This window comes from Serinicoccus hydrothermalis, from assembly GCF_001685415.1.
Classification (GTDB): Bacteria; Actinomycetota; Actinomycetes; order Actinomycetales; family Dermatophilaceae; genus Ornithinicoccus; species Ornithinicoccus hydrothermalis.
On sequence record NZ_CP014989.1, the window covers coordinates 490,258 to 514,267 of the forward strand.

General features: G+C 73.6%; 22 protein-coding genes and 1 tRNA gene. 12 read left to right on the plus strand and 11 right to left on the minus strand.

The window, feature by feature from the left end; all coding sequences use genetic code 11:
- Window positions 1–91: 91 nt before the first annotated feature.
- Together SGUI_RS02300 and SGUI_RS02305 are read left to right on the plus strand one after the other, a co-directional pair.
- A complete protein-coding gene (locus tag SGUI_RS02300; RefSeq protein WP_066635725.1) occupies window positions 92–1,777 on the plus strand; it encodes an ABC transporter transmembrane domain-containing protein in 1,686 nt (561 codons plus the stop codon).
- On the plus strand, window positions 1,774–3,540 hold the full coding sequence (locus SGUI_RS02305) for an ABC transporter ATP-binding protein (protein WP_066635728.1): 1,767 nt from the start codon (window positions 1,774–1,776) through the stop codon (window positions 3,538–3,540). Before SGUI_RS02300 ends, SGUI_RS02305 begins: the two co-directional genes overlap by 4 nt.
- Window positions 3,541–3,550: 10 nt before the next feature.
- On the opposite strand, the gene SGUI_RS02310 is transcribed toward SGUI_RS02305, so the two are convergent.
- Window positions 3,551–4,099, minus strand: coding sequence for an HIT family protein (locus tag SGUI_RS02310; protein ID WP_066635730.1), 549 nt, complete (start codon window positions 4,097–4,099; stop codon window positions 3,551–3,553).
- Between the two features lie 85 nt (window positions 4,100–4,184).
- Between SGUI_RS02310 and SGUI_RS17300 the strand changes: the two genes are divergently transcribed.
- Together SGUI_RS17300 and SGUI_RS02320 are read left to right on the plus strand one after the other, a co-directional pair.
- The gene (locus SGUI_RS17300; protein WP_066635733.1) at window positions 4,185–4,658 is read left to right on the plus strand and encodes an ATP-grasp domain-containing protein; all 474 of its coding nucleotides are present in this window, start codon (window positions 4,185–4,187) and stop codon (window positions 4,656–4,658) included.
- 41 nt (window positions 4,659–4,699) lie between these two features.
- Complete coding sequence (locus SGUI_RS02320) at window positions 4,700–5,185, plus strand: nitroreductase family deazaflavin-dependent oxidoreductase (RefSeq protein WP_083190434.1); 486 nt, start codon at window positions 4,700–4,702, stop codon at window positions 5,183–5,185.
- Between the two features lie 24 nt (window positions 5,186–5,209).
- Here SGUI_RS02320 and SGUI_RS02325 read toward each other — a convergent pair whose 3' ends face one another.
- Together SGUI_RS02325 and thrS are read right to left on the minus strand one after the other, a co-directional pair.
- A complete protein-coding gene (locus SGUI_RS02325) occupies window positions 5,210–5,695 on the minus strand; it encodes a GNAT family N-acetyltransferase (protein WP_066635735.1) in 486 nt (161 codons plus the stop codon).
- A 68-nt stretch (window positions 5,696–5,763) separates the two neighbouring features.
- Window positions 5,764–7,749: a threonine--tRNA ligase gene (thrS, locus tag SGUI_RS02330; RefSeq protein WP_066635743.1), complete on the minus strand. Its 1,986-nt coding sequence runs from the start codon at window positions 7,747–7,749 to the stop codon at window positions 5,764–5,766.
- Window positions 7,750–7,900: 151 nt separating this feature from the next.
- Between thrS and SGUI_RS02335 the strand changes: the two genes are divergently transcribed.
- Window positions 7,901–8,401: an NUDIX hydrolase gene (locus SGUI_RS02335; RefSeq protein WP_066635746.1), complete on the plus strand. Its 501-nt coding sequence runs from the start codon at window positions 7,901–7,903 to the stop codon at window positions 8,399–8,401.
- A 47-nt stretch (window positions 8,402–8,448) separates the two neighbouring features.
- A complete protein-coding gene (locus tag SGUI_RS02340) occupies window positions 8,449–8,979 on the plus strand; it encodes a hypothetical protein (RefSeq protein ID WP_066635749.1) in 531 nt (176 codons plus the stop codon).
- Window positions 8,980–9,121: 142 nt separating this feature from the next.
- Here the strand turns inward: SGUI_RS02340 and SGUI_RS02345 are convergent, their stop codons facing one another.
- Complete coding sequence (locus tag SGUI_RS02345) at window positions 9,122–9,631, minus strand: maleylpyruvate isomerase family mycothiol-dependent enzyme (RefSeq protein WP_066635752.1); 510 nt, start codon at window positions 9,629–9,631, stop codon at window positions 9,122–9,124.
- On the minus strand, window positions 9,628–10,104 hold the full coding sequence (locus tag SGUI_RS02350; protein WP_022923853.1) for a MarR family winged helix-turn-helix transcriptional regulator: 477 nt from the start codon (window positions 10,102–10,104) through the stop codon (window positions 9,628–9,630). The genes SGUI_RS02345 and SGUI_RS02350 overlap by 4 nt, the downstream gene beginning before the upstream one ends.
- A gap of 128 nt (window positions 10,105–10,232) precedes the next feature.
- Here SGUI_RS02350 and SGUI_RS02355 point away from each other — a divergent pair, with 128 nt between their 5' ends.
- The gene (locus SGUI_RS02355) at window positions 10,233–11,126 is read left to right on the plus strand and encodes a VOC family protein (RefSeq protein WP_066635755.1); all 894 of its coding nucleotides are present in this window, start codon (window positions 10,233–10,235) and stop codon (window positions 11,124–11,126) included.
- Between the two features lie 100 nt (window positions 11,127–11,226).
- On the opposite strand, the gene SGUI_RS02360 is transcribed toward SGUI_RS02355, so the two are convergent.
- The 3 genes from SGUI_RS02360 to SGUI_RS02370 form a co-directional block, all read right to left on the minus strand.
- Window positions 11,227–11,300, minus strand: a tRNA-Val gene (locus SGUI_RS02360).
- 169 nt (window positions 11,301–11,469) lie between these two features.
- Window positions 11,470–11,739, minus strand: a complete 270-nt coding sequence (locus SGUI_RS02365) for a hypothetical protein (protein ID WP_066635757.1) — start codon at window positions 11,737–11,739, stop codon at window positions 11,470–11,472.
- 145 nt (window positions 11,740–11,884) lie between these two features.
- Window positions 11,885–12,820 carry an aminotransferase class IV gene (locus tag SGUI_RS02370; protein WP_202816601.1) on the minus strand — a complete coding sequence of 312 codons (936 nt, stop codon included), beginning with the start codon at window positions 12,818–12,820 and terminating at the stop codon, window positions 11,885–11,887.
- A 34-nt stretch (window positions 12,821–12,854) separates the two neighbouring features.
- On the opposite strand from SGUI_RS02370, the gene pta reads away from it, so the two are divergent.
- Complete coding sequence (pta, locus tag SGUI_RS02375; RefSeq protein WP_066635759.1) at window positions 12,855–14,948, plus strand: phosphate acetyltransferase; 2,094 nt, start codon at window positions 12,855–12,857, stop codon at window positions 14,946–14,948.
- Window positions 14,945–16,207 (plus strand): acetate/propionate family kinase, encoded by a 1,263-nt coding sequence (locus SGUI_RS02380; protein ID WP_083190436.1) that lies wholly within the window; start codon window positions 14,945–14,947, stop codon window positions 16,205–16,207. Before pta ends, SGUI_RS02380 begins: the two co-directional genes overlap by 4 nt.
- A gap of 100 nt (window positions 16,208–16,307) precedes the next feature.
- Here SGUI_RS02380 and galK read toward each other — a convergent pair whose 3' ends face one another.
- From galK to SGUI_RS02395, 3 genes are read right to left on the minus strand one after another with little or no spacing between them, the layout of a single operon-like run.
- Window positions 16,308–17,504: a galactokinase gene (gene galK / locus SGUI_RS02385; RefSeq protein ID WP_066635764.1), complete on the minus strand. Its 1,197-nt coding sequence runs from the start codon at window positions 17,502–17,504 to the stop codon at window positions 16,308–16,310.
- 46 nt (window positions 17,505–17,550) lie between these two features.
- A complete protein-coding gene (locus SGUI_RS02390) occupies window positions 17,551–18,804 on the minus strand; it encodes an FAD-binding protein (protein ID WP_066635768.1) in 1,254 nt (417 codons plus the stop codon).
- Between the two features lie 20 nt (window positions 18,805–18,824).
- Entirely contained in the window at window positions 18,825–20,981 is a 2,157-nt protein-coding gene (locus tag SGUI_RS02395; RefSeq protein ID WP_066635771.1) for an alpha-galactosidase, read from the minus strand.
- Between the two features lie 139 nt (window positions 20,982–21,120).
- Between SGUI_RS02395 and SGUI_RS02400 the strand changes: the two genes are divergently transcribed.
- Genes SGUI_RS02400 through SGUI_RS02410 form a run of 3 tightly spaced genes read left to right on the plus strand, consistent with a single transcriptional unit; the run spans window position 21,121 to window position 23,978 of the window.
- Entirely contained in the window at window positions 21,121–22,365 is a 1,245-nt protein-coding gene (locus SGUI_RS02400; RefSeq protein ID WP_066635773.1) for a glycerophosphodiester phosphodiesterase family protein, read from the plus strand.
- A gap of 15 nt (window positions 22,366–22,380) precedes the next feature.
- Window positions 22,381–23,361, plus strand: coding sequence for an inorganic phosphate transporter (locus SGUI_RS02405; RefSeq protein ID WP_066635775.1), 981 nt, complete (start codon window positions 22,381–22,383; stop codon window positions 23,359–23,361).
- Window positions 23,358–23,978: a DUF47 domain-containing protein gene (locus tag SGUI_RS02410; protein ID WP_202816603.1), complete on the plus strand. Its 621-nt coding sequence runs from the start codon at window positions 23,358–23,360 to the stop codon at window positions 23,976–23,978. Before SGUI_RS02405 ends, SGUI_RS02410 begins: the two co-directional genes overlap by 4 nt.
- The last annotated feature ends 32 nt before the right edge of the window (window positions 23,979–24,010 follow it).

Here is a 24,010-nt window from a genome sequence, read left to right on the forward strand (position 1 = left end):
ACAAGACCGGCGTGACTAAAGTCGGGCGGTGGGTCGGTGACCCCGCTCCCCCACGCCCCCTCCCCGCGAGCTCCCGGAAGGACCCCTCCCCATGGCGAGAGCCGCCGCCGCGCACACCCCGGGTTCGGTGGTCCGGCTCGCCTTCTCCCGGTCCCGCGGCGGGGCGGTGCTCTGCGCGGTCATGGTGAGCGTGCACCAGGTCTGCGAGGCCAGCACCCCGGTGATCGTGGGGCTGGCCCTCGACGACGCCGTCGCGCAGGGCTCGGTGTCGCGCACCTGGATGTGGCTCGCCCTGCTCGCCGCCGTGTATGCCGTCCTCTCGCTCTGCGGCAACGGCGCCGGACCCGTGGGGGTCCGCGCGGCCACCCGGGCCGAGCACGACGTGCGGCAGGCCGTCGTGGCCAGGGTCCTGGACCGCCACGGGTCGCAGCTCGGGCGGCAGCGCTCCACCGGCGAGCGGCTGAGCATCGCCAGCTCGGACGCCTCGCAGGTGGGCCGCGCCGTCGACGCCCTGGCGGTCGGGACGAGCGGGGCGGCGGCCCTCCTGGTCGCCTCGACGGCGCTTTTCCTCATCTCGCCCCTCCTGGGGCTCGTCGCCGTCGGGTCGGTGGTCCTCGTCGTCTTCGTCGCCCCGTTCCTGGCCCGCCCGCTGCAGACCCGCAGCGCCGCGCAGCAGGAGGCCGCCGCCGGTGCCGCCGAGGTCGCCGTCGACCTCGTCTCGGGGCTGCGGGTCCTCGGCGGTCTCGGTGCGGGGCGGCCGGCGGCGCAGCGGTACCGCGAGGTCAGCCAGGTCTCTCGTCACGCGCGGGTGCGCGCCGGAGCCACCGAGTCGGTCTTCGAGGGCATCACCACCACGATCGGCGGCTTCCTGCTCATCGCCGTCGCCTCGGTCGGCGCGCTGCTCACCCTCGACGGGGACATCACGCCCGGACAGCTGGTGGCCGGGGTCGGCCTGGCGCAGTTCCTCGTGGGTCCGGTCCAGCGGCTCGCCGCCACGGGGGCGCTGGTCGCCTCGGTCCGCGCCTCCGCCGGCCGGATCGCCGAGCTGCTCGACACGCCCGTCGCCGTGGAGGACGGCGACCGGGGTGACGACCGCGACCCCGCCCGCCTGCCCGCCACGGTCGAGGTCCGCGACCTGCGTGGCGCGCACCTCGACGGCCTGGACCTCACCGTCGGGCCGGGCGAGGTCGTCGGCGTCGTGGTGGACGACCTCGGCGCCCGGACCGAGCTCCTTGACGCCCTCGCCCGCCGGCGGGCCCCGGCCGCCGGCTCACTCGTCGTGGGCGGCCGGCCCGCCACGGACCTGCCGCTGGAGACCCTCGACCGGCACCTCGTGGTGCCCCCGCACGAGGGCTCGCTCTTCACCGAGACCCTGACCGAGATGCTGGGCGGCACGGGGGGCCGTGCGCTGGAGGCCGCGCAGGCGCAGGAGGTCGGTGGACGCCTCGCCCAGGACGGCGTGCTCCACGGCGGTCGCAACCTCTCCGGCGGGCAGCGACAGCGGCTCAGCCTCGCGCGCGCCCTCGCCGCCGACCCGCCGCTGCTCGTGCTCGACGACCCGACCAGCGCCCTGGACCCGGTCACCGAGTCCGCGGTCGCCGACGGGCTGCGGGAGCTGCGGTCGGGCGCTCGCAGCACCCTGCTCGTCACCGGCAGCCCCACCCTGCTGTCCACCGCCGACTGGGTGGTGCTCGTGCAGGGCGGACGCGCGGTGCTCACGGGCACGCATACCGAGTGCTCCACCGACCCCCGGTATGCCGCGGTGGTGCTGTCGTGAGCGCCCCGGACCTGCCCCTGGAGCAGGCGACCCTGCCGGTGGCCACCCCCCGCCAGGCCCGCCGGGAGCTGTGGCGCGCGCTGCGGCCCGAGCGGCTCGGGGTCGGCCTGGCCTTCGCCGTGCTCGCGGCGACGGTGACCGCCGGGCTGTTCATCCCGCCGGCGCTGGGCCGGATCGTGGACGTGGCCGAGCGGTCGGGGACCCCGGCCGAGCTGGTCGCGCCGCTGGTCGTCATCACCGTCGCCACCCTGGTGCAGGGCGTGGCGGGCAGCGGTGGGTGGTACCTCGTCGTCCGCGTCGGCGAGAAGGTGCTCGCCGCGCTGCGCGAGCGGGTGCTCTCCCGGGCCCTGCAGCTGCCGCAGGCCGAGGTCGAGCGGTCCGGGACCGGTGACCTCGTCTCCCGGGTCAGCAACGACGTGGACCAGGTCAGCGAGGCGCTGCGCGAGGCCGTGCCGCAGCTGCTGTGGGCCGCCTTCACCGTCGTCCTCACGCTCGTCGGCCTGGCCGCCCTGGACTGGCGCTTCGCCCTGGCCGGCCTGGTGTCGATGCCCTTCTACGTCTGGGCGGCCCGCGGCTACACCGTGGTCGCGCCGCCGCTCTACACCGCGGAGCGCGCGGCCGAGGGGGTGCGCTCCCAGGCCCTGGTCGAGACCCTCGGCGGGGTGGAGACCGTCCGGGCCTTCCTGCTCGGCCCGCGGCACCTGCGTCGGGTGGGCGAGGCGTCGGAGATGGCACGGCGCCGCCGCATCCGCACCGCCGACACCACCGCCTGGTTCTTCAGCCGGATCCACCTGGGTGAGCTCACCGGCACCGGCTCGGTGCTCCTCGTCGGTGCGCTGCTGGTCGGTGACGGGAGCGCCACCCTGGGCGAGGCGACCGCCGCCGCGCTCTACTTCATCCGCCTCTACGACCCCGTCGGCGCGCTGGTCAACCTCCTGGACGAGGCGCAGAGCGCCACCGCCTCGCTGCGCCGGCTGGCCGGCATCCTGCAGGTCCCGGTCGAGGCGCGGGCGGGCGGCGAGCCGCCGGTCGCGCCACGGCTCTCGCTGGAGGGGGTGCGCTTCGGGTATGCCGACGGCCCGGAGGTGGTGCACGGCGTCGACCTCGTGGTGCGACCGGGTGAGCACGTGGCCCTCGTCGGGTCCAGCGGCGCGGGGAAGACGACGCTCGCGGCGCTGGCGGCCGGCATCCACGAGCCCGTCGCGGGGCGGGTGCTGCTCGGCGGGTGCCCGGTGGCGGACCTGGACCGGGACGTCCTGCGCGAGCACGTGGCGCTGGTGACCCAGGAGGTGCACGTCTTCGCCGGGACGCTGGCCCAGGACCTGCGTCTCGCTCGGCCCGGCGCCACCGACGAGGAGCTGCTGGCCGCCCTGGAGGTCGCGGGCGCGCGGCCGTGGGTCGACCTGCTCCCGGAGGGCCTGTCGACCGTGGTGGGCGAGGGCGGGCACCCGGTCACCGCCGTCCAGGCGCAGCAGGTCGCCCTCGCCCGGCTGGCGCTGCGGGACCCGGCCGTCGCGATCCTCGACGAGGCGACCGCGGAGGCGGGTAGCGCCGGCGCCCGTCACCTGGAGCGCTCGATGGAGCGGGTGCTGGAGGGGCGCACGGCGCTGCTCGTGGCGCACCGGCTCACGACCGCGGCCGCGGCGGACCGGGTGGTCGTCCTGGAGCACGGCCGTGTCGTCGAGGAGGGTGCGCCCGAGGAGCTCGCGGCCGGCACCGGGCCCTACGCGGAGCTGTGGCGCGCCTGGCAGGCCGGGCGCTGAGGCATACCCCTCAGCCGGGCCAGTGCTCGGCGAGCTGCTCGCGCACGTCCTGCAGCAACTGCGGGACCGCCTTGGTCTGCGCCACGATCGGCAGGAAGTTGGCGTCGCCCATCCAGCGCGGCACGACGTGCTGGTGCAGGTGGGCGGCGACGCCGGCCCCCGCGACCTCGCCCTGGTTCATGCCGATGTTGTAGCCGGCCGGGTTGCTCGCGGCGGTGATCGCGCCGATCGCCTGCCGGGTGAGCTCGGTGAACTCCCCCGTCTCCTCCGGGGTCATGTCGACGTAGAGCGAGACGTGGCGGTAGGGGCAGATGAGCAGGTGACCGGGGTTGTAGGGGAAGAGGTTGAGCACGACGTAGCAGTGCTCGCCCCGCCGGACCACGAGGCTCTCGGCGTCGTCCTGACCGGGCGCCGCGCAGAAGGGGCAGCCGGAGCCGGCGTCGTTGCTGGGCCGCTCGCCCCGGACGTAGGCCATCCGGTGCGGGGTCCAGAGGCGTTCGAAGCCGTCCTGCGACCCCGCGAAGGTGATGGCGTCCTCGGGCTCGGGCACGGAGGTCATAGGCCGCAGTCTAGGGACACCGTCGCGGCCCGTCGCGAAAGCCGTCATCGTCCTCTCATCCTCGCCTCACCGCGGCCCGGAGCAGGTGGTCGCCAGGCTCGCGGGCGCGGGCATCCCCTGCCTCAACCCGCTGCCCGGCGTGCGGCTGCTGCGCCGTCCGGAACGGCTGGAGCAGCGCCTCGTGGCCAGGGGTATACCCGTGCCATGGTCCCGGGCCGTGCAGACCTACCTCGTCCAGCCCTTCGTCCCGAACGACGGGGCCGACCACAAGCTCTACGTCATCGGAGACCATGTGAGCGGTCTGCTCAAGCCCTCCCCGTTGTTGGCGGGGCACCTGTCGTCCAGGGCGGTCTTCGCGGTCCCCGACGACCTGACCCGCCTGGCGCTCGCCGCCCGACGCGTCTGCCGGCTCGACCTGGCAGGTGTGGACGTGGTGCTCGGTCCGGACGGACCGGTCGTCGTGGACGTGAACGCCTTCCCGGGATACCGCGGCGTGCCGGGGGCCGCCGCGGCGGTGGCCGACCTCGTGAGGGCACGCATCCGTGCGGGCGACACGTGACCGGCGGGAACACTGGGTGCCCGGCCGGAGTTGGCCAGGTCATGGACAACAGCAGCGCACGGCACGACCTCGACGACGCCGCGATCGGCGACCCGGCGGCATACCTGCCGGAGAAGAGCGACTGGGTGGCCACCCAGCTGCGCGACATCGACGCCGCGGGAGACACCGCCGCCGCGACGATCCAGGACCGACCGGTCGTGGTCATCACCATGCGTGGCGCCCGCAGCGGCATGCTCAGGCGGGTCCCGCTGATGCGGGTCGAGCACGAGGGTTCCTACCTCGCCGTCGCGAGCAAGGGTGGGGCGCCCGAGCACCCGGCGTGGTACTACAACGTGGCCAAGAACCCCGACGTCCTGGTCCAGGACGGCACCAGCCAGCAGGCGCTGCGGGCGCGCGAGCTCGGCGAGGGGCCGGAGCGGGACGCGTGGTGGGAGCGCGCGGTGCAGACCTTCCCCAGCTACGCCGACTACCAGGAGAAGACCGACCGGCTCATCCCGGTCTTCGTCCTCGAGCCACTCCGCGGCTGACCCTGCTGCGGGCGTCGGACCCGCTCAGGGTTGGGTGGGCAGGCTGACCGAGGTCGCCTGCCGCACCACCGCGCGGACCGCATCCAGGACGGGAGCCGGCAGCGCAACGTCGCCCGCGACCTCGACCCGCTCGTCGCCACGCTCCCGCGCCCAACCGATGACCTGACGGACCAGGGCGAGACAGACCGCCTCCTCACCGACGGTGTCTGCCGGACCCAGTGCGGAGAGGACGAGCAGCCGCGGAGCACCCGCGAGGTGGGGCAGCATCGTGCGGCGGACCACCGCGACCCCGACGTGCTCGCCGTCGTGCTCGGCGACCCAGGCCGGGAGGTCGTCGGCGCGCGGGTGCCAGGCGCTGGCGAAGGCACGCACGTGCATCGGCTCGCCCGCGTCCGGGTCGGTGCCGGCCCTGACCAGAGCCTGCTTGTGCAGCGCACCGAGCAGCAGCGCCTCGTCGTCGGTGAGCGCGCGCACGCGCACACCCTGCGCGGCCTCCCCCAGTGTCGGCATACCTGCTCCTGCTCCGTCGGGTGAGCCGATCCTAGGTCAGGGGTATGCCGGTGCGCCGAGCGCGGAGCTCAGACCTGCACGCGGTCGCGCACCGCGGTGACGATCCGCTGGACCGCCTCGTCGACGGGGACGGCGTTCTCCTGCGAGCCGTCGCGGAAGCGGAAGGAGACCGCGCCGGCCTCGGCGTCCTCGCCACCCGCGATGAGGATGAACGGAGCCTTGGACCGGCTGGCGTTGCGGATCTTCTTGGGGAAGCGGTCGTCGCCGTGGTCGACCTCCACCCGGATGCCGTGCTCCCGGAGCCTGCCGGCGACGTCGTCGAGGTAGCCGTAGAAGTCCTCCGCCACGGGCACCCCGACGACCTGCACCGGCGCGAGCCAGGGCGGGAGCTGACCGGCGTAGTGCTCGATGAGCACCCCCATGAAGCGCTCGACCGAGCCGAGCTTGGCCGAGTGGATCATCACCGGTTGCTGACGGCTCCCGTCCGCGGCGGAGTACTCCAGCCCGAAGCGCTCCGGCTGGTTGAAGTCGTACTGCACCGTCGACATCTGCCAGGTCCGGCCGATCGCGTCGCGGGCCTGCACCGAGATCTTGGGCCCGTAGAAGGCGGCACCACCGGGGTCGGGCACGAGCTCCAGCCCGGAGTCCCGCGCGACCTCCTCGAGCACGGCCGTCGCCTCGGCCCACTGCTCGTCGGTGCCGATGAACTTGTCCTTCTTCTCCCCCACCTCGTCCCGGGTGGAGAGCTCGAGGTAGAAGTCGTCCAGGCCGAAGTCGCGCAGCACCCCGAGCACGAAGGTCAGCAGGTGCCGGATCTCGCCCGGGGCCTGCTCGCGGGTGACGTAGGAGTGCGAGTCGTCCATCTCCAGCCCGCGCACCCGGGTCAGTCCGTGCACCACTCCGGACTTCTCGTAGCGGTAGACGTGCCCGAACTCGAACAGCCGCAGCGGCAGGTCGCGGTAGGAGCGCTGCTGGCTGCGGTAGATGAGGTTGTGCATGGGGCAGTTCATCGCCTTGAGGAAGTAGCGCTGCCCGTCCTCCTCCATCGGCGGGAACATCGTGTCCTCGTAGTACGGCAGGTGGCCGGAGGTGTGGAACAACCCCTCCTTGGCGACGTGAGGGGTCCCGACGTACTCGAACCCCTCGTCGATGTGCCGCTGGCGCAGGTAGTCCTCCATGACCCGCTTCAGGACGCCGCCCTTGGGGTGGAAGACGGGCAGGCCTGCGCCCAGCTCCTCGGGGAAGGAGTAGAGGTCCATCTCCGCGCCCAGGCGGCGGTGGTCACGCTTCTCGGCCTCCGCGAGACGGTCGAGGTATGCCTTGAGCTCGTCCTTGGACGGCCAGGCGGTGCCGTAGATCCGCTGCAGCTGCGGGTTCTTCTCGCTGCCCCGCCAGTACGCTGCGGCGCTGCGCATGAGCTTGAAGGCGTTGCCGATGATCTTGGTGCTCGGCAGGTGCGGGCCGCGGCACAGGTCGCCCCAGACCGTCTCGCCGGTCCGGTCGAGGTTGTCGTAGATCGTGAGCTGGCTGCCGCCGACCTCGACGCTCGCGCCCTCGGCGGCGTCCTCGGAGGCGCCACCCTTGAGGCCGATGAGCTCGAGCTTGTAGGGCTCGGCTGCCAGCTCCTCCCGGGCGGCCTCGTCGTCGACCTCGCGCCGGGCGAAGGTCTGCCCGGAGTTGATGATGCGCTGCATCGTCTTCTCGAGGCGCTTGAGGTCGTCGGGGGTGAACGGCTCGGCGACGTCGAAGTCGTAGTAGAAGCCGTCGCGCACCGGCGGGCCGATCCCGAGCCGGGCGTCGGGCCAGGTCTGCTGGACCGCCTGGGCCAGCACGTGGGCGCAGGAGTGCCGGAGCACGTCGAGCCCGTCGGGCTCGGTGACGAGCACCGGCTCGACGACGTCGCCGTCGACGAGCTCGTGGTGCAGGTCGCGCAGCTCGCCACCGACCCGCGCCACGACCACCTGGCGGTCGTCGGCGAAGAGGTCGCCCGCGGTCGTGCCCTGGTCGACCGCTCGCTCGCTGCCTGCGACACTGACGGTGATCTGGGTGGACACGCTGGCGCTCCTCGGAGATGGGGTATGACGTGCGCCGCGCGCGCCCGTCGGTCGCCCAACCCTACCCGCCGGATCGCGGACGTCGGCACCGGATATCGGGTCGCGCACGGCGCGCAGACCGGCCCGGGGCAGAGCGCCTAGGGTGCTGGTCGTGGGCGCAGTCGAGGACCGGGAGCCGCCGGACGGCATCACCAAGCACTTCACCGTGGCGGTCTTCGTCGTCCACGCGGGGCACGTCCTGCTGCACCCGCACCCCAAGGTCGGCCTGTGGCTTCCGCCCGGCGGACACATCGAGCCGCATGAGCTCCCAGACGACGCGGCGCGGCGCGAGACCCTCGAGGAGACCGGCCTGGCGGTCGACCTCGTCGGCTCCCCCGGCATACCTCACGACGCACCGGGCTCGCCCCGGCAGCTCGTGCGCCCTGAGGGCATCCAGGTGGAGGACATCTCGCAGGACCCGCCGCACCAGCACATCGACCTCATCTACTTCGCCGTCCCGCGGCCCGGTTGGGAGGCTGGCCCGGGCGGCCTGCCGCGGGTGTCGGACACCTACGGGATGATGTGGCTGGACGCCCCCGCCATGTCTGGCACTCCCCTGACGTCCGAGGTGTCGGCGTGGGCGACCAAAGCACTACATACCGTCGTAGTCTGACTGCTACACTGTGTAGTACCTAGTCGGACACGTCGAAAGTAGGCATCATGAGCTCCGCCACCACCACGGCCACCCGCCTCACGGCACGGGACCACGAGGTTCTGCCCGTGGCCGGTGCCTGGATGCTGGCCATCACCCGCATCGCCTTCGGCTTCTACTTCCTGTGGGCGTTCCTGGACAAGACCTTCGGTCTGGGCTACGCGACCCCGGGCGAGCGCGCCTGGATCAACGGCGGCAGCCCCACCACCGGCTACCTCAGCGGTGTCGAGGGTCCGCTCGCCGGCTTCTACAACGGCATGGCCGGCATGGTCGTCATCGACTGGCTCTTCATGCTCGGCCTGCTGGGCATCGGCGTCACCCTCATGACCGGTGCCGGAGCCCGCGTGGGCGCCCTGGCAGGAGCGCTGATGTACCTGTTCATGTACGGCGCGGCGATCCCGACCGTGACCAACCCGTTCCTGGACGACCACCTCACGGGCGCGCTGGTGCTGCTCACCATCGCCGCCATCCCGGCCGCGTGGAGCACCCTTGGGCTCGGCGACTGGTGGGCACGGACCGCCCCCGCGGCCCTGCGCTGACCAGCACGGCACCCACGACGACAGCCCCGGTCCTCGACCGGGGCTGTCGCATGTGGTCAGGGGGTGAGCCGCTCCCTTGCGGACGGGCCGTCCGGTGGTGCGACGGGGTCCTGGTGGCCGCTGCTGGTCGTCGCGGCCGCCGTCACCCCGTTGAGCTGGTGGTGGAGCGACCGGCGCTGGGGGACGCCGCCGGCTCGATGCACGCGATGGGCTCGCCGCGGACCTCGGGGCCGTCGCCGATCTGAGCCTCGGGCGGAAGGAGGCAGAGACGGAGGCCGCGGGCACGCTCCCTGCCTCCACCGAACCCGGCGCTGGTCCTCACCATGTGCGTCAGCGCCATCATGACGGGCTCCATCGGGTAGGCGTGCTGGATGCCCAGGGGACGGCAGATGTCCTCACCGTGCACACAGGCCTCGACCAGCCGGGTGGCTATGGGTGCCGGCGGACTGCAGGTGCGGTCTGCCGTAGCGCGGAACGCGTCCAGCGTCAGGACCGGGTCGGTGCCCTTGCGCTTCGCCGCTCCCTCCTCGTTCGCCCGGTCGGAGTCGAAGCGGGCGCGGACCATCTGACGCTCGAAGCCGAACCGGGTCGTGAGGGCCGAGTCGGTGAGGTGGGCGGCGACGTCGTGCACCGACCACCCGCAGCGGTTCATGACCGGTCCAGCATGGTCCCATCGGGATCGATACGCCGCAGGATCGCCGTGGTGATAGCCGTCAGCTGCTCGATCTGCGTGGGGGTCAGCGCGTCGACGACGGCGTCGCGGACGGCGGCGACGTGACCCGGCGCAGCTGCCCGGACCGCCTCCCACCCGTCGTCGGTCAGCCGGGCGTTCGTGGCGCGGGCATCCTCGGGACACGGCATACGCGACACCAGACCTCGACCCTCGAGACGCCGAACCACGTGCGAGAGCCGCGGGAGGGTGGCGTTGGTCTGGGCCGCGAGGGCGGTCATCCGCAGCGTCCGGCCGTCTGCCTCGGAGAGCATGGCCAGCGTGAAGTACTCGAAGTGGGTGAGCCCGCTGTCCCGCCGCAGCTGCGTGTCGAGCACACCGGGCAGCAGCTCCAGCACGGCTGCCATCCGGACCCAGGCCGCCCGCTCGGCATCGGTCAACCACGTCGTCGTCATCGCACCAGTATCACCGATGGTTGACGGGACAACCTCCACCACTGACGAGGCGGGGTCAGTTGTACCGACAACTATGCGGTGGTACGGTGGCGTAATTAGTTGACACGACAACTTCCGAGGGCCCCACCATGACCACCGATCTCCTTCTGCCCGGCACCACCACCATGGACGCCGTCACCCTGCACGTGGCCGACCTCCCGGGCATGACGGACTACTACCGTGACGCGCTCGGCCTCGAGGAGCTGCCCGGCGACGCCGCGGGCACCGCCGTCGACCGTGGCTCCCCCGCCCTCGGGCGGGCCGACACCAGCGTCCTCGGTCGCGGACGCGACGCACTCGTCGTCCTCGTCCACACCCCCGGCCTCCCCGCCCCGGCACCCGGCCAGGCAGGCCTGTTCCACACCGCGCTGCTCTTCCCGGACCGAGCCGCGCTCGCGGACGTCGTCGCCCGGGCCGCCCAGCACCCCCGCTCGATCTTCGTCGGCTCCGCCGACCACCTGGTCTCGGAGGCGTTCTACTTCACCGACCCCGAGGGCAACGGCATCGAGCTCTACCGGGACCGGCCGCGCGAGCAGTGGAGCTGGCACGGCGGCCGGGTGGCCATGGACTCCCTCCCCCTGGACCCGCAGGCGTTCCTGCGCGACCACCACGTGGAGCAGGCCCCCAGCACCGCCGAGGTGGGCCACGTGCACCTCAAGGTCGGCGACGTCCCCACCGCGCGGGCCTTCTACGTCGACGCCCTCGGCTTCGAGGTCACCGCCCAGTGGAACGGCGCGATCTTCGTCTCGGCCGGTGGCTACCACCACCACATGGCCATGAACAGCTGGGGCAGCCGCGGCGCAGGCGCCCGGGCCGCCACCATCGGCCTCGGGCAGGTCTCCATCGTGGTACCGACCACCCAGGACGTCGACGCACTCGCCGAGCGACTCCGCCACCACGAGATCCCCGCCCAGCACGACGGCCGCACCCTGCGCTTCGAGGACCCCTGGCGCAGCCTCCTCGAGGTCAGCGCCGCGACGTGACGCGATGACAAGCCCCACAGGCGACAGCCGCCAGCCACGCCGAACGCTCCTCGACCGCGTCTCCGCAGGCTAGGGGCCTCATACCGCACCTCGAACCGGGTGGACGTGAAGGGACTCGAACCCCTGACCTCTCGCGTGTGAAGCGAACGCTCTAACCAACTGAGCTACACGTCCGGACGTGCCCGCGGGCACGAGGAGGCAGTCTAGCCTCCCCGTGCCCGAGCGAAGAAATCGCCTCGGCTGGTGACTCAGCTGGTGCTGGCAGCGGTGTAGACCTGCTGCTCGACGTTCCCGAGGTAGGGGCCGTACATGACGTCCCGCTCCCCCTGGTAGCCGAAGGAGTTCACCCAGTTGAGGACGCCGCCGGTGATCCAGCCACCCCCGCTGGACCGCCGGTCATCGAGCACGGCAGACGGTGGTCGGTGGTGCCGCGCGTGTCCGGTCCGGCGACCCCGGAGCAGCGCCACAGCTCCTCCCCGTCGTAGGGGCTGGCCGCCGGGTAGCCGAAGGCGTCGAAGGTCAGGCCGTAGTCCGTGGTCACCACGTCGCCGTTGGCGCTGTCGGTCGCGGTGCCCGAGCACACGTAGTTGGCGCCGCCGCAGGGCCACGGCACCGGTGCTGATGAGGGCCAGAGTGCGCTTTCCAGCAGGACGCACACGTCTACTCCTCGTGAGAGGGACGGACGCCGTCGCTGACGTGTTCCTTCGAACGTAGCCACGCTCCCGTGCGGTTGTCACCGCTGACAGGTCAGGTCTCCGTCAAGGATCGAGGGTCCGCGCGGCCCGCTCTGCGAAGACCCGCAGGGCCCGCTGCGCCATCGGGCCGGGCTGTCCCCCCAGGTCACGAGGGGTCAGCCCGGGCACGGCCAGCTCTTGACCGCTGGTCAGCAGCACCGGGTCGTGGACGTCCAGCCGGTGCAGCGCGGTGATGTCGCGGATGCTGCTCGAGAGCCAGATCTCGTCGGCCTCGCCCAGCACCGACAGCGGCAGCGCCTCCTCGACCACGTCGACGCCGTCCTCGCGCAACCACTCGACGACCAGCCCGCGGGTGACCCCGGCCAGCGGTCCCGAGCCGAGGCCGGGGGTGCGCACGGTGTCGCCGGTCACGACGAAGACGTTGGTGCCGGTCCCCTCGCACAGCATCCCCGCGGTGTTGGCGAGGATCGCCTCGGAGTGCCCGCGCGCCTTCGCCGCCGCGAGCGCGACGACGTTCTCCGCGTAGGACGTCGACTTCACCCCGGTGAGCGCCCCCCGCTCGTTGCGGACCCAGGGCACCACGAGCGCGGAGGTCGTCGCCGGGATGGGGTCCTGCTCGACCGCGGTGACGACATACGTCGCGGCTCCCGGGACCCGGTCGCTGCCCAGCGGCCCGAGCCCGGCGGTGACGGTGTAGCGCAGGCGGCCGAACGGCATACCTCCCTCGGCGAGGACCGCAGCGATGCCCTCCCCGACCCGGTCCCGGTCCAGCGGCTCCAGGCCGAGCGCCGCGAGCGACCGGTCCATGCGGTCGTGGTGCCGCGTGAGCGCGAAGACCTCCCCGTCGACCACCTTGCACGTCTCGAACACCCCGTCGCCGACGGTGATCCCGTGGTCCAGCGCCGGCACCGAGCCCTCCGGCCCGACGAGGGCGCCGTCGACCCACACCCGCACCGCGGAGAGTCCACCGGCAGCGGTCAGCGAGCTCGACGTGTCCATGGACGCAGCGTAAGGCGTGGCTATCGTGGGACCCGTGAGCACCTCCCTGTATGTCGCGTCCGCCGAGCCCCGGTCCGGCAAGTCGGCGGTGGCAGTCGGGCTGCTCGCCCAGCTGTGCGCCCTCGGCGGCCGGGTCGGCGTCTTCCGCCCCGTCGTGCAGGACCGGGAGCACGACCCGCTCCTGCACCTGCTGCACCCGCTCTCGACGTCGACGTCGGCCATCGAGGACGCCGTCGGGGTGACCTACGACGACCTGCACCACCAGCACGACGCGGCCATCGGCGACATCGTCGACCGGTTCCACCGGTATGCCGCCGAGCACGAGCGGGTGCTCGTCGTCGGCTCGGACTACACCGGGGTCACCGCCCCCACCGAGTTCTCCACCAACGCCGGCATCGCCGCCCACCTCGGCGCGCCCATGCTGCTCATCATCCCCGCCGCCGGCCGCAGCGTGGAGGACACCGCGACCGCCGCGGCCGTCACCGTGCAGGAGGCTCTGAGCCGGCACGCGGCGGTCGCGGGCGTGCTCGCCAACCGCGTCGACGACGACCTGGACGAGATGTCCGCGGCGGTCCGCGACGCGGTCGCCGAGCAGGTGGCCGGCGGCGGCAGCGACCCGGTCGTCCTCGCGATGCCCGCCGACCCGCTGCTCGCCGCCCCGACGGTCGGCGACCTCATGGCCGCGACCGACGGCATACTCCGGGCGGGTGACGAGACCCTGCTCGAGCGAGAGGCGACCGGGCTCATCATCGCCGGGATGACCATGCCCAACGTCCTGGACCGGCTGCGCGAGGGCAACGTGCTCATCTGCCCCGGCGACCGCGAGGACGTGCTGCTGGGCGCCATCCTCGCCCACCGGTCCTCGACCTTCCCCTCGCTCGGGGCCATCGTCCTCAACGGTGGGCTGCGCCCCAGCGAGCAGGTGTCTCGGCTCGTCGAGGGCCTCGCGGTGGAACTGCCGATCATCGGCTGCGAGGGCGGGACCATGCGCACGGCGATGACCATGGACGACGTCGTCGGCCGCATCACCCCCCGCTCGCAGCGCAAGATCGAGCACGCCCGGTCCCTGGCCCAGCAGCACGTCGACCTCACCCGGCTGCTCCCCGTCGAGGACGACACCGGTCGCCGGTCCGGCGTGGTGACCCCGCTCATGTTCGAGCACGAGATCATGGCCCGGGCGCGGGAGACGGGCGCGCACGTGGTGCTGCCCGAGGGCGGGGAGGACCGGATCCTGCGGGCGGCCGACACCGTGCTCGCCCGCGGGGTCGCCCGGCTCACGCTGCTCGGTGACGAGGCGCAGGTGCGTGAGCGGGGGGCGGCGCTGGGCCTGCGGCTCGACGCCGCCGAGGTCGTCGACCCGCTCACCAGCGACTGGCGCGAGGACTTCGCCCGGACGTATGCCGAGCTGCGGGCACATAAGGGCGTCACCCTCGAGCAGGCCCAGGACATCGTCACCGACCCGGCCTACTTCGGCACCCTCATGGTCAAGACCGGGCGGGCCGACGGCATGGTCTCCGGGTCGATCACCACGACCGCGCACACCATCAGGCCGGCGCTGGAGGTTATCCGCACCTCCCCCGGTGTCTCGGTCGTCAGCTCGGTGTTCTTCATGTGCCTGGCCGACAAGGTCCTCGTCTACGGCGACTGCGCCATCAACCCCGACCCGGACGCCGAGCAGCTCGCCGACATCGCGATCTCCTCGGCCGCGACGGCCGCCCAGTTCGGCGTCGAGCCGCGGGTGGCGATGCTGTCCTACAGCACCGGCGGCTCGGGCAGCGGGGCCGACGTCGACAAGGTGCGCACGGCGACCGGCCTCGTGCGCGAGCGGGAGCCCTCGCTCCTGGTCGAGGGGCCGATCCAGTACGACGCCGCCGTCGACCCCTCCGTCGCGGCCACCAAGCTCAAGGACTCCCCCGTCGCCGGACAGGCCACCGTGCTCGTCTTCCCCGACCTCAACACCGGCAACAACACCTACAAAGCGGTGCAGCGCAGCGCCTCCGCGGTGGCGGTCGGACCGGTGCTGCAGGGGCTCAACGCCCCGGTCAACGACCTGTCCCGAGGCGCGACGGTCCGCGACATCATCAACACCGTCGCCATCACGGGGATCCAGGCGGGGGCGGGCCGATGAGCGCGCACCAGGGCGCTGGGGCGGGCGGCCGGAGCGGCGCGGGGCGCGGCGCTGGGAGCGGCGCCGCGGGAGGCGACCCGGTCGTGCTCGTCGTCAACGCCGGCTCCTCGTCGGTGAAGTACGAGCTGCTCGACCCGCACACCGGGGCCTCGCAGGCCAAGGGGCTGGTGGAGCGCATCGGCCTGAGCGACGGGGTGGCGCGCCACACCGTGGGCGGGAGGACCCACGAGCAGGTCCTCGACGTGCCCGACCACGCGGCGGCGCTGCAGCTGGCGACCCGCGCCTTCCAGGAGCACGGCCCCACCCTCGCCGACGTCGACCTGCTCGTCGTGGGGCACCGGGTCGTGCACGGCGGCGCGGAGTTCGCCGACCCCACGCTCATCACCCCGGAGGTCATCGCGACCGTCGAGCGCCTCGTGCCGCTCGCACCGCTGCACAACCCCGGCAACCTCGCGGGTATCGCCGCCACGCAGGAGGCGTTCCCCGATGTGCCCCAGGTCGCGGTCTTCGACACCGCCTTCCACCAGGGCATGCCGGAGGCCGCCGCGACCTACGCCGTGCCCCGGCAGTGGCGCGAGGAGCACCGGGTGCGGCGCTACGGCTTCCACGGCACCTCCCACGCCTACGTCTCCCGACGGGCCGCCGACCTCCTGGGCCGTCCGCTGGAGGAGGTGCGCAGCATCGTGCTGCACCTGGGCAACGGGGCCAGCGCCGCTGCGGTCGACGGCGGCCACAGCGTCGACACCTCGATGGGCATGACCCCGCTGGAAGGGCTGGTCATGGGCACCCGTCCGGGTGACCTCGACCCCGGGGTCGCCGGGCACCTGGGCCGGGTGGCCGGGCTGTCGACCGAGGAGGTCGAGCGTGCGCTGGCCAAGGAGTCCGGGCTGCTCGGGCTCACCGGCTCGGCGGACTTCCGGCAGGTCATGGCGCGGCGGGCGGACGGGGACCCGGCGGCGGTGCTGGCCTTCGAGGTGGTCGTGCACCGGCTGCTGCGCTACGTCGGCGCCTTCGCCGCGGTGCTCGGCGGGCTCGACGCGCTGGTCTTCACCGCGGGGGTGGGCGAGAACAACGTCGAGCTCCGCGCGGCCGTCCTGCAGCGACTGGCCGGGTTCGGTGTGCTCCTCGACGCACCCGCCAACGCCGCTGCCGACGGCGAAACCCTCATCACCACCGCGGACAGCCGGGTCGCGGGCTACGTCATACCGACGGCGGAGGAGTGGGAGATCGCCCGGCAGGCCGCCGCCCTCGTCTCGTGACGCCAACCCCACCGGACGCCCACTCTGGCGGCCGGCCCCCGCCAGACTGGACGCTCGGTCGCTCGGACGCGGCGCCAGACCGGACGCTCGGTGGGGGCGGTCAGCTGACGCGGCGGGCCGGCGCGCTCGGCGTGGCGGTGAGGAGGTGGGGGGCCTCCAGTCCCTCCGCGGCGAAGACCTCGGCGACGGCGGTCGCGACCTCCTCCTCCCGCCCGCGGGGCACCAGCGCGATCGCGGACCCGCCGAAGCCGCCGCCGGTCATCCGCGCGCCCAGGGCGCCTGCCGCCTCCGCCGTCTCGACGGCCAGGTCGAGCTCGTGGCAGGAGACCTCGTAGTCGTCGCGCAGCGAGGCGTGCGAGGCGCTCATGAGCCGCCCCACCTCGTCCGCCTCCCGCTCGGCCAGCGCGGCCACGAGGTCCAGGACCCGGGTGTTCTCGGTGAGCACGTGCCGCACCCGCCGCACCGTCTCGGCGGCGTCGCCCAGCCGGGCCAGCACCTCGTCGACGTCCTCCCCGTCGACCTCCCGCAGGCTCGCCACCCCGAGCACCGAGCAGGCGCGCTCGCAGGCCGCGCGGCGGGAGGCATACTGCCCGTCCGCCAGGCTGTGGTGCGCCCGGGTGTCGATGACGAGGATCTCGTGCTCGGGCAGCGTCCAGGCGACGGGTGTGAGCCTGAAGTCACGGCAGTCGATGAGCAGCGCGTGCTCGTCCACGGCCCGCAGCGAGACGCTCTGGTCCATCCCGCCCGTCGCCGCCCCGGCGACCTCGTTCTCCGCCCGCACGCAGGCCGCGGCGAGCGCCGCCCGGTCCAGGCCGGCGAGCTCCGGCACGAGGTCGTGCAGCGCCAGCGCCACCGAGCAGGACAGCGCCGCCGAGGAGGACAGGCCCGCACCCAGCGGCACGTGCCCGTCCACCAGGACGTCCGCGCCGAGCGCGTCCGGCCCCACTTGCTCGCCCAGGACCGCGGCGACCCCGGCGACGTAGGATCCCCAGCCCCCCGGCTGCTGCGGGCCGACCTCGGCCACGGACCCCTCCCACGCCTGGCCCGAGGCCTGCCGGGAGGCGATCCGCAGCCGGCCGTCGTCGCGCCGCCGCACCGCGACATACGTGCGGTGGGCCAGAGCGAAGGGCAGGCACCAGCCGCCGTTGTAGTCGGTGTGCTCCCCGATGAGGTTGACCCGGCCCGGTGCAGCCCAGACCCCGTCCGGCACCCCACCGAGCTCGGCCCCGAAGGCCTCCACCAGAGCGCGCGCCACCTGCGTGTCCTCGGCCGGCAGCGACCAGATCGGCTGGCTCATGCGTCTGGCTCCTCAGGGGGTTCGGTCGGGTGCGGACGACCCCGACTCAGATGCCCAGGCGGTCGAGGAAGTCGTTGCGCAGCGCGCCCCGCGGGTCGAGCCGCTGCCGGAGCAAGGCTAGTCGCCCCACCTCGGGGTAGGCCTCCCCGACCCGCCGCGCGAGCGCCGCCTCGTCGAAGAGCTTGCCCCAGTGCGGGCGCGCACCCAGCGGCGTCAGCCCCTCCTCGATCCGCGGGAGGAGCGCCTCGACCGCCGCCTGGTCCGGCGCCCACGTGAAGTGGAAGGCCACGCAGTCCTCCTGCGCCAGCGAGAGCCACTGCGCCCCGGCCGACACGGTCCGCATCTCGCACGCCTTCGTCAGCGGCCCGAGCGAGCCCGCCATCCCCCGGAGCCAGTCGATCGCCTCCCCCGCACGGCGACGCGGCAGCAGCCACTCGGACTGCACCTCGGCCCCGTTGGAGGGGGTGAAGTCGAGCCGGAAGTGCGGCAACCGGTCCAGCCACGGCCCGGGTATGCCCTCCTGCCGGGTGCAGCGCTCGCCGGGCACGTCGCGCTGCATGTGCCGCTGCCCGTCCGCCGGCCGCAGCCCCAGCGCGGCCGGGTCGCCGCCGGGGCGGTCGGTACGCTGCTTGACCCAGACCTGGTGCGGCGCCTCGGCGTCGCGCCAGTCGGTGAAGACCGACACGCTCGTGCCCAGGCCGGTCACGGCGTCGACGTCCTGCGCCACGGTGTCCCAGGTCAGCCCCTCGTAGACGGTCTGGGCCACGTCGTAGGTCGGCTCCACGTCCAGCTCCAGCGCGACCACGGCCCCGAGCGTGCCCAGCGAGACCACGGCGCCGCCGAAGTCGTCCTCGCCCCGCTCCAGCCGCACCCGCTCGCCGGTGGTCGTCACGAGCTCCACCGCCGCGACCCCTTCCGCCAGCGACGATATGCCGTCGCCCGAGCCGTGCGTGTCGGTCGCCACCGCCCCCGCGACCGTGATGTGCGGCAGCGAGGCCATCGCGTGCAGGCCCTGGCCCAGCTCCTGCAGCCGCCGGGCGACCGCGCCGTAGACGGCGCCCCCCTCGACCCGCGCCAGGCCCCGCTCCCCGTCGACGCTGACGTCCACGGGCAGCCGGCCCAGCCCGACCATCGTCCCGGTGGTGTCCGCGATCCGGTTGAAGGAGTGCCGCGACCCCAGCACGCGCACCGCCTCGGCGGAGGCCATCACCTCGGCGAGCTCGTCGAGGCTGCCCGGCTCGACCAGGTCGGTCGCCGAGTAGGCGAGGTTCTTGGCCCAGGTGGTCCCGACGGCGCTCATGCCGTCATCGTAGGCGCGCGTCAGCCCCGCGGCCCGACCGCGACGGCCCGCCAGACCTGGCCGTGCTCGGGGTTCATCGGCTGCACCGGCAGCCCCGTCTCGGCGAGGACGCGCCCAGGCAGGGCGATCCCGTCGACCGCCCACGGCACCACGCCGCGCCCCGCGGTGAGTGGCTCCGCCCCCGGCCGCTCGAGCGTGACCCGGTAGCGCAGCGCCGGGTCCAGCCCGGGCAGCCGCACCCGGCCGGGTCCGGTGGTGACCGGCCGCCGCAGCGAGGCGACCTGGTAGAGCGCCTCGGACCGGTCCTGCGCGACGGTCCCGTGCACCCAGGTCGCGTCGTCGTGGTGGTCCCCGTTGACGACGCGGCCGGTGTGCAGCAGCTCCCGGTGCACCTTGTGGAAGGCCACCCAGTCGCCCAGCTCGGCGAGCTCCTCCTCGGAGCAGGTGGCGAGGTCCCACTCGATCCCGAGGTGCCCCCACAGCGCCGTCCCCGCACGGAAGTCGAGGTCGTGCCGGCGGCCGGTGGTGTGCGACTCCCCCGAGGCGATGTGCGTGCCGACCAGCTCGGGCGGCACGAGCAGCATCGTGCCGCGCTGGATCTGCTGCCGCTCCAGCGGGTCGATGCAGTCCGAGGCCCAGACCCGGACCGTGCGCTCCAGCACCCCGAGGTCGACGCGTCCGCCCCCGGCCGAGCACGACTCGATCTCCAGGCCGGGGTGGGCGGCCAGCAGCTCGTCCATGAGCCGGTAGACCGCCAGCGTGTGCGCCCGGACGCCGGGCTCGCCGCCCGGTGTGTGCCCGGCGTCGTTGAGGTAACGGTTGTGGTCCCACTTGAGGTAGGCGATGTCGTAGCGGTCGAGCAGGGCGAGCAGCTGGTCCCGCACGTGGGCGTATGCCCCTTCGTGGCCGAGGTCGAGCACGTGCTGCTGGCGCGACTCGAGGCCGCGGCGCCCCCCGGCGGAGAAGATCCACTCCGGGTGCGTCCGGGCCAGGTCGGAGTCCAGGCTCACCATCTCCGGCTCCACCCAGAGACCGAACTCCATCCCCGCGGCGTGGACGTGCTCGATCAGCGGCTCGAGCCCGTCCGGCCAGACGTCCTCGGAGACCACCCAGTCCCCCAGGCTGGTCGTGTCGTCCCGCCGCCCGCCGAACCACCCGTCGTCGAGCACGAAGCGCTCGGCCCCGACGCGGGCGCCCCGGTCCACCAGGTCCGTCAGCCGCCCCAGGTCGTGGTCGAAGTAGGTCGCCTCCCAGTTGTTGAGCGTCACCGGCCGCGGCCGGGTCGGGTGCTGGGGACGGCTGCGCAGCCACGCGTGGAAGCGGCCGGCGACCTCGTCCAGCCCGGTGGCGTGCGCGGCATACGTCCAGGGCGTCGTCATGCTCTCCCCCGCAGCCAGCCGCAGCTCGCCGTGCTCCAGCCGCTCCCCCGAGCCCAGGACGCGCGAGCCGTTGAAGAGGCGCTCGGCATACGTCGTCTGGTTGCCGCTCCAGCCCAGGTGGACCGCCCACACCTGGCCGTGGCCGAAGCCGAAGCCCGGCTCGCCCGCGCAGAGCAGGTGCACGGCGTCCAGCCCGGTCCGCCCGGTGCGCACCTCGCGGCTGTGCAGGCCGATGTCGAAGGGCTGGCGCTGCGGGACGCGCTCCATCGTGTGCCGCCCGGCGAAGTCGAGCAGCTCGGTGGCGCGCTCGGGCACGGGCAGCGCCGTGCGGACCGCGCCCACGTCGTAGGGCTCCTCGCCGCTGTTGGTCAGCGTGGTGCGGGTGCGCAGCAGACCGCCCGGGTGCAGCTCGATCTCCACCTCGACGGCGAGGTATGCCGTCGCATCGGTCGCGCGCACGACCACCCGCCGCGTGCCGTCGCGCTCCGTGGTCACCGTCGCCGGGTCGTCCCCGCTGGTGCGGAACGCCGGCGACCAGTCCCGTCCTGACCGGGAGCCCTCCACCCCCGGCCGGCCGAGCCACCCGCGGGCGTGCTCGGGCAGCATGCTCACCTGGTCGGCGCTGTCGAACGGGGTGTCACCTGGCGCGACCCGGCTCGCGACCACGAGCTCCTGCAGGTCCTGCTCCCCCAGCTCCCCCAGGTCCGCGCCCCAGTGGCGCACCACGGGCAGCAGGTCGTCGGCGAGGTCCAGGACGAGGGAGGTCCCTGCGGAGCGCAGGTGCAGCAGCTGGGTCACCCCACCACCCCACTGCACCGGCCGGTCCGATGTCCAGTCGGGGTGCGGACCGCCTTCGGCCGGACCCACGCACCGGCGCACCATTGCGCGTCTTAAACGATTTAGATACAGTGTTGGCACCCTACGGACGGAGCGAGCAATGACGCACTCGGCCCCCCGCACCAGGACCGCCCTCTGGGTGGGCGCCCTCGGAGCGAGCCTGACACTGGTCGGTCCCCCGGCCCTGGCCGCCGACACCACCGGGACTCCACCCTCCGACTCCGGTGGGTGCGCCGCGCCGGAGGTCGTCGGCCACCGGGGCTCGGGCGGCACCAGCCCGGAGAACACCGTCGCCAGCATCCGCGACGCCCGCCGCAGCCACGCCGCCTCGATCGAGATCGACGTGCAGCTGTCCGCCGACGGCACCCCCTTCATCTTCCACGACGCCACCGGGACCCGGACGACGGACGTCGGCGAGGTCTACCCCGACCGTGCGAGCTCCCCGATCGTCGACTTCACCTGGGCCGAGCTGCAGCAGCTGGACGCGGGCAGCTACTTCTCGCCGCGCTACGCGGGCGAGGGCATACCGCACCTCGACGACGCCGCGAGGGCGCTCGGGGGCGGCCGGACGACGCTCAACATCGAGATCAAGAGCCCGGAGGACTCCCCCGGCGTCGAGGCGGTGCTCGCCGAGGCACTCACGCAGGACCGCCGCTGGCAGCGCCTCGTCGCCCGGGACCGGGTCGTCGTGAGCTCCTTCGACGAGGCGTCGCTGACCGCCTTCCACGAGCTGGCGCCCCAGATCCCGGTCCTGCAGATCGGCGACATCCCGGCCGACGACGCCACCCTGGACCGGTGGGCAGGCTTCGCCGACGGCGTGGTGACCAACTACCGCATCCTCGACCCCGCCGACATCGACCGGGTCCGCGCCCGCGACCTGGAGCTCGGCCTCTACACGCTGAACTCGCCGGAGGCCGTCGACGCGGCCGCCGACCTGTGCGTCGACGAGGTCATCACCGACTTCCCCACCGAGATGGTCCGGCTGCTGCGCGGGCGCGACCCGCTCCCGCGCGCGAACGGCATCGAGGTCAGCGAGGTCGTGGCGAACCCCGACGGCGACGACCTCCAGCCCGAGACCGGCGAGCACGTCGTCCTCACCAACACCTCCCGGCGCACCATCGACGTGAGCGGCTACCAGCTGCAGGACGCCGTCATCAACCGGCTCGTGGTCGGCGAGGGCTACACCCTGGCGCCCGGCGCCGAGCTGCGCGTCTACACCGGTCCCGGCACGGACACGCCGGACCGGTTCTACAACGACCTGGGCCGCAACGTCCTCAACAACACCGGTGACTCGGTGGCCGTGCTCGCCCCCCGGCTCCGCCTGCTGGACCTGTATGCCTACTGATCTCCGGGCCGGCCGGTGAGCTGGCCCCTGCTCGTGGCCGCGGTGGCCTTCGCCCTCGTCAACGGCGCCAACACCGGCGCCACGCTGCTGTCGGTCACGCACACCCTGGACTCCGTCGGGCACCTGCTGGCGCTGCTGCTCCTCGCCCTGGGCGTCATGGCCGGCCCGTGGCTCTTCGGCACCGCGGTGGCCGCGCGCTTCGCCCAGAAGCTCCTGCCCGGGGGCGGCGGCGAGCGCTCGGAGCTGAGCATGCTGGTGGCTGTCGTCACCACGCTGGTGGTCGTCCTGGCGCTGACCAGGATGAGCGTGCCCACCGGACTCACCCTCGCCTTCGTCGGCTCGCTGGCCGGCGTCGGCGCCGCCTCGGGCGCCGGCGTGCCCTGGGGCTCGGTCCTCGTCGTCCTCGGGACCATGGCCCTGGCGCCGGTGCTCGGTGCCCTCATCGCCGCAGCGGTCGTCGCGGGACTCGCGCGGCGGCTGCACTCGCGCCACGTCAGCCGCAGCCTGGGGCGGGTGCACGCCGTCTGCTTCCCGGCCCTGGCCCTGGGCTACGGCGCCAGCGACGGGCAGAAGATGCTCGCCATCGCGGCCGTGGCCCTGGGGCTGAGCAGCAGCGCCGGCGGCGACGCCGTCCCCGCACCGGCACCGCTGCTCGTGGCGACCGGAGTGCTCTTCGCCCTGGGCAGCGCGATCGGGCACCGCCGCATGTCGCGGCGGCTGGGTCGCGGGCTGCTCCCGGTGCGGCCCCTGTATGCCGTCACCTCGGAGATCGCCACCACCGGCGCCCTGCTCGGGTCGGCCGGCGTGGGGGCGCCGGCGGGGGTCGCCCAGACCCTCACCGGCTCTCTCGTCGGCGCCGGGGCGAGCCAGGGCCTGGGGCGGGTGCGCTGGCCGCAGGTCTCCGCGATCGCCGTGGCCTGGCTGGTGACCCTGCCCACCACCTTCGGGCTGTCCGCCGCCGTCACCGGTGGCCTGCGGGTCGGAGGTGTCTGGTGAGGCTGTCCCGGGTCCTCAACCGCCGGCCGGACCGGGCGCTGGTCGACCTCCTGGTGGCCCAGGTGGGCAGCGCCATCGCCGGGGTGCAGGTGGCGCGGCAGGCCGTGACCCAGAAGCTGACCCCGGAGCAGGCGCGACCGCTCATGGCCGAGGTGGAGCACGAGGGCGACCGGCGTCGGTCGGCCACGGTGACCAGGCTGGCCAACGCCTTCGCGAACCCGATCGACCGCGAGGACCTCTTCCGGCTCTCGCGCTCCATCGACGACATCCTCGACAACCTGCAGGACTTCGTCCGCGAGCTCGACCTCTTCGCGGTGACCCCGGACCCCGGGCTGGACACGGTGCTCCAGGCCGTCGGGGAGGGCCTCGCCGACCTCGAGGTGGCGATCAGCGCCATCGCGGACAACCCGCTGCAGATCCGCGCCCGCTCCCTGGCCGTCCGCAAGAACGAGATCCGCCGGCGCTACCAGGTCGCGGTCGCCGAGACCCTCAGCGGCGCACCGGACGAGACCACGTTGAAGAACCGGGAGCTGCTCCGCCGCCTCGACGTCGTCGGGCTGCGCCTGGGCGAGGCCGCCGACGCCCTGGCCGACGGCGCGGTCAAGCGCAGCCACTGACCGAGCACCGACCACACCGACCCTTGGGAGCC